General features: G+C 66.7%; 16 protein-coding genes. 11 read left to right on the top strand and 5 right to left on the bottom strand.

The features are described 5' to 3' along the window. Positions 1-151: 151 nt before the first annotated feature. Positions 152-1390 carry an IS701 family transposase gene (locus OG842_RS32850; RefSeq protein ID WP_328512691.1) on the bottom strand — a complete coding sequence of 413 codons (1239 nt, stop codon included), beginning with the start codon at positions 1388-1390 and terminating at the stop codon, positions 152-154. A gap of 226 nt (positions 1391-1616) precedes the next feature. Here OG842_RS32850 and OG842_RS32855 point away from each other — a divergent pair, with 226 nt between their 5' ends. From OG842_RS32855 to OG842_RS32905, 11 genes are all read left to right on the top strand, one after another. Beyond that, positions 1617-2078, top strand: coding sequence for a pyridoxamine 5'-phosphate oxidase family protein (locus OG842_RS32855; RefSeq protein ID WP_328512588.1), 462 nt, complete (start codon positions 1617-1619; stop codon positions 2076-2078). A gap of 191 nt (positions 2079-2269) precedes the next feature. Further along, positions 2270-2665 carry a gas vesicle protein GvpO gene (locus OG842_RS32860; RefSeq protein ID WP_328512589.1) on the top strand — a complete coding sequence of 132 codons (396 nt, stop codon included), beginning with the start codon at positions 2270-2272 and terminating at the stop codon, positions 2663-2665. 87 nt (positions 2666-2752) lie between these two features. Beyond that, positions 2753-3217, top strand: a complete 465-nt coding sequence (locus tag OG842_RS32865; protein ID WP_266735703.1) for a gas vesicle structural protein GvpA — start codon at positions 2753-2755, stop codon at positions 3215-3217. Between the two features lie 3 nt (positions 3218-3220). Next, the gene (locus OG842_RS32870) at positions 3221-3934 is read left to right on the top strand and encodes a GvpL/GvpF family gas vesicle protein (protein WP_266735701.1); all 714 of its coding nucleotides are present in this window, start codon (positions 3221-3223) and stop codon (positions 3932-3934) included. A 10-nt stretch (positions 3935-3944) separates the two neighbouring features. Further along, positions 3945-4196, top strand: coding sequence for a gas vesicle protein GvpG (locus OG842_RS32875; protein ID WP_266735699.1), 252 nt, complete (start codon positions 3945-3947; stop codon positions 4194-4196). 81 nt (positions 4197-4277) lie between these two features. Continuing rightward, positions 4278-4730 carry a gas vesicle protein gene (locus tag OG842_RS32880; protein ID WP_266735697.1) on the top strand — a complete coding sequence of 151 codons (453 nt, stop codon included), beginning with the start codon at positions 4278-4280 and terminating at the stop codon, positions 4728-4730. After that, a complete protein-coding gene (locus OG842_RS32885) occupies positions 4727-5542 on the top strand; it encodes a GvpL/GvpF family gas vesicle protein (RefSeq protein ID WP_266735696.1) in 816 nt (271 codons plus the stop codon). The genes OG842_RS32880 and OG842_RS32885 overlap by 4 nt, the downstream gene beginning before the upstream one ends. Continuing rightward, positions 5539-5787 carry a gas vesicle protein gene (locus OG842_RS32890; RefSeq protein WP_266735695.1) on the top strand — a complete coding sequence of 83 codons (249 nt, stop codon included), beginning with the start codon at positions 5539-5541 and terminating at the stop codon, positions 5785-5787. Before OG842_RS32885 ends, OG842_RS32890 begins: the two co-directional genes overlap by 4 nt. Continuing rightward, a complete protein-coding gene (locus OG842_RS32895) occupies positions 5777-6184 on the top strand; it encodes a gas vesicle protein K (RefSeq protein WP_266735694.1) in 408 nt (135 codons plus the stop codon). Before OG842_RS32890 ends, OG842_RS32895 begins: the two co-directional genes overlap by 11 nt. Positions 6185-6200: 16 nt before the next feature. Continuing rightward, the gene (locus tag OG842_RS32900; protein ID WP_266735693.1) at positions 6201-6374 is read left to right on the top strand and encodes a CsbD family protein; all 174 of its coding nucleotides are present in this window, start codon (positions 6201-6203) and stop codon (positions 6372-6374) included. 352 nt (positions 6375-6726) lie between these two features. Beyond that, a complete protein-coding gene (locus tag OG842_RS32905; RefSeq protein ID WP_266735692.1) occupies positions 6727-7725 on the top strand; it encodes an iron-containing redox enzyme family protein in 999 nt (332 codons plus the stop codon). Here OG842_RS32905 and OG842_RS32910 read toward each other — a convergent pair. The 4 genes from OG842_RS32910 to OG842_RS32925 form a co-directional block, all read right to left on the bottom strand. Then, the gene (locus tag OG842_RS32910; RefSeq protein WP_266737309.1) at positions 7705-7908 is read right to left on the bottom strand and encodes a CDGSH iron-sulfur domain-containing protein; all 204 of its coding nucleotides are present in this window, start codon (positions 7906-7908) and stop codon (positions 7705-7707) included. The genes OG842_RS32905 and OG842_RS32910 overlap by 21 nt on opposite strands. A gap of 37 nt (positions 7909-7945) precedes the next feature. Continuing rightward, positions 7946-8608: a HemK2/MTQ2 family protein methyltransferase gene (locus OG842_RS32915; RefSeq protein WP_266735691.1), complete on the bottom strand. Its 663-nt coding sequence runs from the start codon at positions 8606-8608 to the stop codon at positions 7946-7948. 76 nt (positions 8609-8684) lie between these two features. After that, positions 8685-8894, bottom strand: a complete 210-nt coding sequence (locus OG842_RS32920; protein ID WP_328512692.1) for a DUF5133 domain-containing protein — start codon at positions 8892-8894, stop codon at positions 8685-8687. A gap of 170 nt (positions 8895-9064) precedes the next feature. Beyond that, positions 9065-9238, bottom strand: coding sequence for a CsbD family protein (locus OG842_RS32925; RefSeq protein WP_266735690.1), 174 nt, complete (start codon positions 9236-9238; stop codon positions 9065-9067). Positions 9239-9768: the final 530 nt, after the last annotated feature.

Genomic DNA, 9768 nt, shown 5'->3' on the forward strand with positions numbered 1-9768 from the left:
CCCAGGTCCTCAGTGGAAGCGATTTCTTTCCTGGGGGATAGTGCGCCCACCATCCCACCATTCACGGCGTTTCTTATGCGGCAGCGATGCCGCTATGCAGCCAGTGGGGAGGCCAGGGCGCGGTTAGTGCTCCAGCCGTAGATCGTGATCTTCATGTCTGATTCGCGGCTTGTCGGCGGTAATGGCTGGCCTGGGCTCGGGCCTGGTGGCGGCGTCGCCAGGTGGACCAGCGGAGCCGGTGGGCCACGTCGTGCACGGGCCGGACGACGAGCGTCGTGAACAGGCGTTGGATCTCGTTGCAGGTGAGCGGGATCAGCCCGTTGGGGGCGGGATGGTGGGCGTGTTCGTCGGCGCGGACGACGGCGAGGAAGGCGTGGGCAAGCATGGCCAGGGTGACCCAGCGGGACCACGAAGGGAAGCGGCGGACCTGGTGCTCGTCGAGGCCGGCCAGGCCCTTTCCAGACTGGAAGGTCTCCTCCACCCGCCACCTTGATCCGGCGACGCGGACCAAGGTCGCCAGGGGCACCGGCGCGGGTGAGAAGCAGCGGTAGTAGGCCAGTTCACCGGTGGTGCGGTTACGACGGATCAGCAGCCGGTGACTGCCGGCTCGGGGCTCGGCCAGGTCGATGACGGCCCAGTCGTAGAAACGGTGCCCCTTGGCGCCTACCCCTGCCGACAGCTTCTGCCAGGCCCGCCTGGGCGCCTTCGCGGCCAGGGCGTCCGCGCGGAACTTCCCTGCACCGGTGGTGACTTCGGCAGAGCAGGCGACGGCGAGTACGTAGCCGACCTTGCGCTCCTCCAACGCGGCCCGCAGCTTCGGATTGCCCTCGTAGACCTCGTCACCCGCGACCCAGCCCACACGGTGCCCGGCGTCCAGAAACCGGCCGATCATCCGGGCGGCCAGCTCCGGCTTCGTCGCGAACGCGGTGTTCTCCTCCAGCCCGGCGGCCCGGCAGCGGTCCGGGGCGCACGTCCACGAGCGCGGAACGTACAGTTCACGGTCCACCGCCGCATGCCCACGGCGACCTGCGTGGACGAGATAGACGGCGACCTGCGCGTTTTCGATTCTGCCAGCGGTGCCGGTGTACTGGCGCTGGGCACCGACGGTGTGCGCGCCCTTCTTCACGTCCCCGGTCTCGTCGACCACCAGCACCGCGTCCTCATCGTGCAGATGCTCCAGAACGTACTCACGCACGTCATCACGAACGGCGTCGGCGTCCCACCTGGCCCGGCCGAGCAGGTGCTGCATGCGGTCCGGACTCGCCTCCCCGACCCACTCGGCGATCGACCAGCAGTTCTTGCGCGGCAGGTCCGACAGCAGCCCCAGTACCAGGTCTCGCACCCGGCGCCGGGGCTCAACCCGCGCAAACCGGCCCGCTATCCGGCCCATCAGGACCTCGAACACCTCGTGCCAGCGGGCAGGGTCTACGCTGTGGTCTGCGGCCACGGTCTCTTCGTTTGTCCACACAACACACGATGATCAGCGGTGGCCGTACCCGTCTGTCAGCCGGCCTGTACTGGCCGTCCCGAGGCAGAGGCTGAGGGGTTCATCGGTCGCCGGGCGTAGGTCCCTCGCCTCATGTGCGCTTTGAGCCTGCTGGCTAAGGTCGGGACTCATGCAGACCACGGGGCTTGTTCGCCGCCAGGCGGCGGAGCGTAGGCGCGACACTATGGAACGGCTCGTTACCGAGCGGGATGTATGGGTATCGACAGCACACCCTGATCACGGGCCGCACCAGGTGCCGCTTTGGTTCTTGTGGGATGGGCGTGCAGTGTGGATGTGCACCAGTGCCACTTCCGCGACTGCGCGGAACGTCCGCGAGGAGCCGCGCGTGCGCCTGGCGCTGCCCGACACCTTCGATGTGGTGCTTCTTCAAGGTGAGGCGGAGAGCTTCCTGGACCAGGATGTGCCCGAAGCCGCGGCGGAGGCGTTCGCCGCCAAGTTCGGGTGGGACCCGCGTGCGGAGGAGGGTTCCTTCCTGTACGTGCGCGTGGTGCCGAAGAGCGTGCGCGCTTGGCGAGGCGTACCGGAACTACGCGGCAGAGTCATCATGCGCGACGGGACGTGGCTGGAATAGTGGCCGTCCCCGGCTGACGCCCCTACCGATCAGCAAGATCACGATCTACGGCTGGAGTATGAGGAGGCTGCGTCCGGCACTGAAGCAACGTGCGAGCTCCGAGATGCGGTCGGCCCAGGCCGTATATCATGGAACGGCGTCTTGTGAAGGTGACGCCAGCATCATGTCGTCTCCGATTCCGGAGCGGGAACATGGCCGTAGGCGAAGAGGACGAGACAGGGCGCGTCCGGCGTCCGTCCAGCAAGAAGCCGGTCAAGAAGACCACCAGGAAAACCAGCACCGGACGGGCCAGCAGCGGCACGAATGAAACGAAGCGTGCGGCACGTCGGGTTTCGGCCCCGCGAGCCATGCGTTATGCGGCTGAGCAGCTCCAGGAGCTTTTGGGGCGAGCACCCGAGTCCGTCTCGGCGTTGAAGCCGACGGAGGACGGCTGGCAGGCGGACGTGGAAGTTTTGGAGCTGGAGCGTATCCCCGGCACGACCAGCGTGATGGCGAGTTACCGGGTGACGCTGGACGAGGAAGGCGAACTGCTGGCGTACGAGCGCACCCGCCGCTACACCCGAGCCCAGATCGACCCGCGTGGCTAGGGCCGGAATACCACTGCTGCACCGCTCGACGGACGAACGGAAGCGGCCTCGTCCGGAGCCACGTGTGAGCTGCTGAAAGGAGGCACCATGACTATGGTGCCGCAGGGCGGAGGAACCATTTCCAGGGCCGGCGGAGGAGGGTCGGGGAACCTTTACGACATCCTCGAGCTGATTCTGGACCGCGGCCTGGTAATCGATGTCTTCGTGCGTGTGTCCTTGGTGGGCATCGAGATCCTCAAGATCGATGCCCGCATCGTCGTGGCGAGCGTGGATACCTACCTGCGCTTCGCGGAGGCCTGTAACCGCCTCGACCTGGAAGAGGGCCGCAAGGCTCCATCTCAGCTGACCGACCTGGTCGGCGAGGTGACCGAGGGCGGAGCGCATGGCAAAGCCAAGGGTGCGCTGAGCGGGGCCGCTGACGTGCTGACCGACGCCCTGAAGGGAGGGCACGACGACGAGGAGGCCGAGCAGTCAGAAAAGAGGCGCAAGGAGCCCGAGGAGAGGCGGGAGCGGCCGCGGCGTCGGCCTGCCGCCCGACGCCACGAGGAGTGAACCATGGCCGTATACGTGTACTCCATTGTTCTGGCCACCCATCCGCAGCGCTTGGACGGCCTCCACGGGGTGGGGGATCCGCCGGCGCCCCTCCGCACGGTGCGCACCGAAATGCTGTCCGCGGTCGTCAGCGACGCGCCCGAGGAGCTGCGTCCCAAACGCCGAGACCTCGGCGCCCACCAGGCCGTCCAGGAACAGCTGATGGCCGACGGCACCGTTTTGCCACTGCAGTTCGGCCTCACCACCGTGGACGACGACGCTGTACGAGCGGTCCTGGAGGACGGTACAGATAAATTCAGCGAACGCTTGCGGGCGCTGGAGGGCTGCGTGGAATACCACTTGAAGGCCGCCCAGGACGAAGATGCGCTGTTGCGCCAGATCCTTCGGGAGTCCGACGAGGCGCGCGAACTCAACGAGGAGATCAGAAGCGGCCGCAGCAACCCGGAACTGCCGCTCGCCCTCGGGGAGCTGGTCTCCCAAGAAGTGCAAGCGCGGCAGGAACGGCTCGCCGTCGAAGTCCTCGATGCGCTGCGTGGATTCGCGCGGGAGGAACGCTCGTCGCAGCCGACCGGGAACGACTTCCTGAATGTGTCCTTCCTTGTGGAGCGGGACAACGAGAAGACCTTCCTCGGCGCGGAACAGGATATCGCCAAGGAACTGGGCGAGGACTTCGACCTGCGACTGGTCGGCCCGCTGCCCGCCTACAGCTTCGTCTAGGGGATTCCTCATGGGACTGCTGACTCAACTCGCAACTCTTCCGCTGGCGCCCGTGCGCGGCGTGGCCTGGGTCATGGAGCGCGTCGTCGAGACCGCGGAGAACGAGTACTACGACCCAGCCCCCGTCGAACGGGAACTCGCCGCACTTGAGCGAGCGCTCGTGGCGGGAGAAATCGACGAGGAAACCTTCGACCAGCGCGAGGACGAGTTGCTGGACCGGCTGGACGAGATCAGGGCCCATGTCCAGGGCGTCGATACCTGATCGCGGAGCCGGTGGAACGGGCCCATTACCACGCGCTCCCGTCGAAGCTCCGGGACAGCAGGGAATTGAGGTGCAGCGGCCGTGACCGAACCCGTCGCCAGGAGGCTGGGCGATCTCCCGTCCAGGTCCGCCCCGTATGGCCAGGGCTCCTCGGCCAATCTCGCCGACATCCTGGAGCGCGTCCTGGACAAAGGCATCGTCATCGCAGGCGATATCCAGATCAACCTACTGGACATCGAACTGCTTACCATCAAGCTGCGCCTGCTGATCGCTTCGGTGGACAAAGCGAAGGAAATGGGCATTGACTGGTGGGAGCACGATCCCTCACTGTCGTCACGCGCCAACGACGGCCGCTCACTCGCCGAGGAGAACAAACGGCTGCAGGCTGAGATCACGGCGCTGCGCGAGAGCCGTGAGCTGCCACCGGCCAAGAACGAGGAGAGCCGCACCGCGGCCCCCCGCCGCACCACACGCACCACACGCACCAAACGGGCAGAGCCAAGCCCCCGCAGCGAGAGGCGGGACGAGCCATGACCGCCACGGTCTCCTATGCGTACGCCGTAGCACGGGACGCCGACGGATCGCTGGAAGAAGCTCTGTCCGGGCTCCCTGGAGTGGCGGAGGCGACGGTGCATCTAGTACGTGTAGAACACAGCGACGATGTGGTGGTCGCCGTGAGCCCGGTACCCGAGCGGGACTTCCAAGAGGCCGCGCTGCGAGCGCATCTTGAGGACTTGGACTGGCTGGAGTCAGTCGCCCGCGCTCATCACCGGGTGATTGAGGCCTTGGCCGCCCGCACCGCCGTCCTGCCACTGCGTCTGGCCACGGTGTACCTCGACGACGAGCGGGTGCGACTCATGCTCCGGGCCCGCCGCGAGGCGTTTGCCGACAGACTGACCGACCTGGCGGCGCAGGTGGAGTGGGGCGTCAAGATCTATGTCGAAGCGGCCGCCGAGGCCGAGAGGCCAGCAGGCCCACCCACAGATCCGGGTCTGACCCCCGGGCGGGCTTACCTCAGCCAGCGTAGAGCACAGCGAAACGCCCGCGAAGACGCCTACAGGGACGCAGAGCAGGCAGCCGAGCGGGTCGAGGCCGCCGCCCGCGCTTATGCGGTTGATCGCGTCCAGCACCGGCCGCAGCAAGGCGAACTCGCCCGCGGGCCGGGAGAGAACGTCATCAACGACGCCTACCTCGTGCCGCTGCAACAGGCTGAAGACTTCCGCGCCGATGTCATGCAGGCCGCAGAAGGACTACCCGGGGTACGCGTCGAAGTCACCGGGCCATGGGCCCCGTACTCCTTCGCCACCCTCACCGAAGCCGAACCGCTGAAGAGGGCCACGCCGTGAGGGCGGCGGGCAGGCCGGAGGCTACGCCGGAGGAGCCGCTGCCGCAACGGCAGATCGCACTGATCGACCTGCTGGACCGGTTGCTGAGCGGAGGCGTGGTCCTCACCGGTGACGTCGTGCTCTCCATCGCCGATATCGACCTCGTACGCATATCGCTTCGCGCGCTGATCGTCTCCATCAGCGAACAGAATCCTTCCCCGTGGCATGCCATCTCAGCACCCACAGGAGACGACCATGTCAGGTAAGGACCGTCCGCCCGGAAGCCGCCTGGACGAGATCGCCGATGCCGCCGCCCGCGCCTTCCGCATGCTGCCCGCAATGCCGCAGGACATCCTGCCCCGGGGCGGTGCTGAGGCGCGAAGGCCGGCCCATCGGATCACTACCGCCCCGGACACGGTGGAACGGGACCTGATCAAGCTCGTACTCACACTCGTCGAGCTGCTACGACAGCTCATGGAACGCCAAGCCCTTCAGCGGGTCGACGCAGGAGACCTCACTGAGGAACAGGAGGAGCGCCTCGGAGCAACTTTGATGATTCTGCACAGTCGTATGATTGAACTCTGCTCTCGGTACGACCTTTCCATGCAAGATCTCAACTTGGATCTCGGACCTCTCGGAACTCTGCTGCCACCACCCGAATGACGTCAGGGAGAAAGAAATGGGTATCGGAAAGAAGTCCAAGAATATTGGCGAAATCGCGGAGGGGAAAACTAAGGAATCGGTCGGGCGGGCCGTGGGTAACGAAAGGCTGGAGGGAAAGGGGAGGGCCCAAAAAGTGAAGGGTAAAGTGAAGCAGGTCGTCGAGAAGGGCAAGGACACCTTCAGGCACTGAAAGAAAGACACGCCGCACTGACCCGCTGCCACACTCCGAACACGGGCGGGTCGGCGTTCAGCGGAGCAAGCATCGGCTGGCTGCAATCGACGCAGCTGGCGGCGGGACAGTGCGCGTTCGGTATGCGAGACGCTGCGGAGGGCGTTCGTCTGCGCTCGCTTCATCTGTGTCCGGGTGCCCCTGACATGCAACGGCCGCTGAAGCGAATGTGCCCAGCGAACGTCTCCGCAACCACCGGCCGCCCGTTTCTCCAATCGCCGACGGGTATGGCAATCACATGCCCGTCAGAGTCCCCGTTGTGGGCTGCTCCGAGTCCGCGAAGCTGGAGACCCGTCGCAAGCGATGGAGACAAATGCCAAGAAGGGGAAGTGCCGTGAGGCTGCCAGAGACCCGGGGTGAGGTGTCTGCCGCTCTCATCGAGGCGCTCGGCCGGGAACCGGGTCGGCGCAGCCTGCCCGACATACGCCTGGTAGCGGGTAGCGACCCGTACGACGACGACCTCCAACTCGCCCTGTACCTCTGTTACGAGTTGCACTACCGCGGCTTCGACGGTGTGGACGGTGCCTGGGAGTGGGATCCGGAACTGCTCAAGGTGCGTGCCGCGCTGGAGCGGGAGTTCATGGCAGCTTTGCGCGCTGACGTGCCGGTGGCCGAGGACGTCGGCAGCGCGCTGGACGAACTCGTTCTGGAGCCGTCGGACGCCGACGACGTGTCGTACTTCCTGCGGGACGAGGGCGAGCTGTGGCATCTGCGTGAGTACGCCGCCCACCGCTCGCTTTACCACCTCAAAGAGGCCGATCCGCACGTGTGGGTGATCCCGCGCCTGACGGGCCGGGCCAAGGCAGGAATGGCCGCTGTGGAGTACGACGAATTCGGAGCGGGACGGGCAGAACAGGTCCACTCCAGGCTGTTCGCCGATCTGATGGCGGACCTCGACCTGGACACCTCGTACGGCCGCTACCTCGACGCCGGCTCTCGGCAGATGCTCGCGACCGTCAACCTCATGTCACTCTTTGGACTCCACCGCTCACACCGTGGTGCGCTGGTCGGTCACTTCGCCTCAGTGGAGACCACATCGCCACCAGGGTCGCGGCGCCTCGCTCAGGCATTGAAACGGGCCGGTGCCGGGCCTGCGGCCATCCACTTCTACGCGGAGCATGTGGAGGCCGACGCCGTGCATGAGCAGCTCGTACGGCATGAGGTCGTAGCCGGTCTGCTCCAGGAGGAGCCGGATCTGGCACCGGACGTCGCCTTCGGTATCGCAGCCACGGGATGGTTGGAAGACCGGTTCGGGGAGCAGTTGCTCGGCGCATGGCGGGGCGGCGAATCCTCAGTCTGTGTGCCGCTCTGAGGCCGGCGGTGGGGCTTTCGGCCTCTTCCGACCGCGGTGGCTCGTATCGCACCAGGGGAAGATGAGGCTCCGCCGGCAGGTACACAGTGCGACGACAGGCCGGTCCGAGCGGGCAATGTGGCCGTCCTCCTGGACCACTTCGACCGGCCCCTCCACGAGCATGGGTCCGCCCGGCTCCTGCATGACGCGCCGTGCGGCTGCCCGAGGTGCGGTCTCCGGTTCAGTGCGGTCGTTCTGCACGGATCACCACCAGTTCCTCTGCCTCCTGGCCGTGCTCGATCAGGCCCTGGGTCTCCAGCCAGCCGGCCCGTTCTCGCAGGACAGGCCCGAAGGGGACGAACCGGCGGTCGATCACAGCCACGTTCAATCCGCCTTCAGCCAGCCGCGCCAGGGTCATCGCTGGGTTGCTCAGCACGGAGTGGACCGCGAGCAGCACACCTCCGGGGCGCAGCAGAGCGGGGCACTTGGCGCAGAGCCGGTCGAGCACCGCCCGGCCGTCGGTCCCCGCCTCCCAGGCCCGAGCAATACCGCGCCGCGGCACGCGGACGTTCGCGGACGGTACGTACGGCGGGTTCGCCAGCACGAGGTCGAACCTCAGGCCGGTCGCAGGCTCCGTCAGATCACCGCGGCTGGCCCGGATGGCCCGCGCGTGCCCCGACAGCAGTGCGTTCAGTCGTGTCGTGAGCACCGCCGCGGCCGACGTGTCGATGGCGATCACGTGGGCAGCGCCGTGGTGGGCGGCGGCGATCGCCACGGCGCCGGTACCGGTACCCACGTCGAGTACCTCCGCTCCGGGGGACAGGTGCTCGCGCCGCAGAGCGGATATCAGCATGGCTGTGTCTTCCTGTGGCATGTAGACACCCGGAGGCTGAAGGAGTTTCATTGTTGCGTCCGGCTCTCAGAGATCACGCAGGGTGGGCAGGGGGGTCTTCTCCGCCCAGCCGCTCGGGCCCGAGGACTCACGAGGCTGAATTTCCGCCGTCCCGCGACCTCACAACGGCAGCCGGCAGCACCGATCGGGCCCACCCAAGGCAGAACTCGGCTTCGGAAATCGCATCGCGGGTGGTGCGCTGCCCCATGAGCACACACAAGGTGTATGCGTCATCCTCAAGGTGTCGGCGGCCAGCCAGGTCGTGCGGGACATGATGAAAGCAGGGTGGCGCAATCAGCCTGAGCGACCCGGTGTTGCATTGGCCCGGGAGCGCCGAATGTCAGCGAACTTTCACCGAACAACGAACCCTGACGCAGGGTGCCGGCCGCGCGGCCGGCACCAGGACGCGCCTTGAGAGCCGTGAAACCCTGATGCGGTCGCCCGGGTGCCCGGCCCGCAATGCAGGTACTACTGTCCGGACTTCTTCAGCCGCTCAGTCACCTTTGCCGCGGTCTCCTGGGCCTTGCCCGCCATTTGCTCGCCGCGGCCCTCAGCCTGCATTTCCTTGTCGTCCGTGGCACTGCCGACGGTTTCCTTCAGCTTGCCCTTGACCTGCTTGGCCTTCGCCTTTGCCTTACCCATGACGATTCTGCCCTTCACTGTGGGGGGTGACGTAATCCACCTTGCGTCGACCACTCCGAGTCCGCAATCGGTTAGGTGTCGCGCTCACGAGCAACTGGAAGGAAGAGCCGCAGGAGCGGCACTCTCCGATCAGTCGGGCGGCTCGGGGACCGGGCGGGAACCGGGATCCGGCGCCGGGGGCGGCTCCGCGTCTGGCTGGGGCTCGGGCTCGCTGGGACCTGGCTCGCACGGCGGCTGCGGGTCGTGTGGCACCGGATCCGGCCGACTGGGAACTGGCCCGGGGCCCCTGGGGGAAGGTTCTGTGGTCATCGCTCTCGTCCCTTATCGCCTCGGTGCTTCCCAACATCCCAGCGGACCAACCGCGAGTCGAGCGAGGCCGCCTCGGAAATGGTCCCTGGCAACGTGGCAGGGGCCTGGCTCCACAGTCGGCATCTCACACGGGGAAGAGACCGTCGGTACAGGAATTGGACCGCTATCTGCAAAACGGACCGGGCCCGCGTATGACCGCGGTCCTCTCGCCCGCAGCGCGG

The sequence above is a fragment of the Streptomyces sp. NBC_00376 genome (assembly GCF_036077095.1).
Lineage (GTDB): Bacteria > Actinomycetota > Actinomycetes > Streptomycetales > Streptomycetaceae > Streptomyces.

What these genes read in the sequence shown, in the direction of transcription:
- OG842_RS32910 (WP_266737309.1), bottom strand. Translation starts at nt 7,908, where the DNA reads ATGCAGGAGCCGGGCGGACCCATGCTCGTGGAGGGGCCGGTCGAAGTG.
- OG842_RS32915 (WP_266735691.1), bottom strand. Translation starts at nt 8,608, where the DNA reads ATGAAACTCCTTCAGCCTCCGGGTGTCTACATGCCACAGGAAGACACA.
- OG842_RS32855 (WP_328512588.1), top strand. Translation starts at nt 1,617, where the DNA reads ATGCAGACCACGGGGCTTGTTCGCCGCCAGGCGGCGGAGCGTAGGCGC.
- OG842_RS32865 (WP_266735703.1), top strand. Translation starts at nt 2,753, where the DNA reads ATGACTATGGTGCCGCAGGGCGGAGGAACCATTTCCAGGGCCGGCGGA.
- OG842_RS32870 (WP_266735701.1), top strand. Translation starts at nt 3,221, where the DNA reads ATGGCCGTATACGTGTACTCCATTGTTCTGGCCACCCATCCGCAGCGC.
- OG842_RS32895 (WP_266735694.1), top strand. Translation starts at nt 5,777, where the DNA reads ATGTCAGGTAAGGACCGTCCGCCCGGAAGCCGCCTGGACGAGATCGCC.
- OG842_RS32905 (WP_266735692.1), top strand. Translation starts at nt 6,727, where the DNA reads ATGCCAAGAAGGGGAAGTGCCGTGAGGCTGCCAGAGACCCGGGGTGAG.
- OG842_RS32875 (WP_266735699.1), top strand. Translation starts at nt 3,945, where the DNA reads ATGGGACTGCTGACTCAACTCGCAACTCTTCCGCTGGCGCCCGTGCGC.
- OG842_RS32850 (WP_328512691.1), bottom strand. Translation starts at nt 1,390, where the DNA reads ATGGGCCGGATAGCGGGCCGGTTTGCGCGGGTTGAGCCCCGGCGCCGG.
- OG842_RS32860 (WP_328512589.1), top strand. Translation starts at nt 2,270, where the DNA reads ATGGCCGTAGGCGAAGAGGACGAGACAGGGCGCGTCCGGCGTCCGTCC.
- OG842_RS32900 (WP_266735693.1), top strand. Translation starts at nt 6,201, where the DNA reads ATGGGTATCGGAAAGAAGTCCAAGAATATTGGCGAAATCGCGGAGGGG.
- OG842_RS32885 (WP_266735696.1), top strand. Translation starts at nt 4,727, where the DNA reads ATGACCGCCACGGTCTCCTATGCGTACGCCGTAGCACGGGACGCCGAC.
- OG842_RS32925 (WP_266735690.1), bottom strand. Translation starts at nt 9,238, where the DNA reads ATGGGTAAGGCAAAGGCGAAGGCCAAGCAGGTCAAGGGCAAGCTGAAG.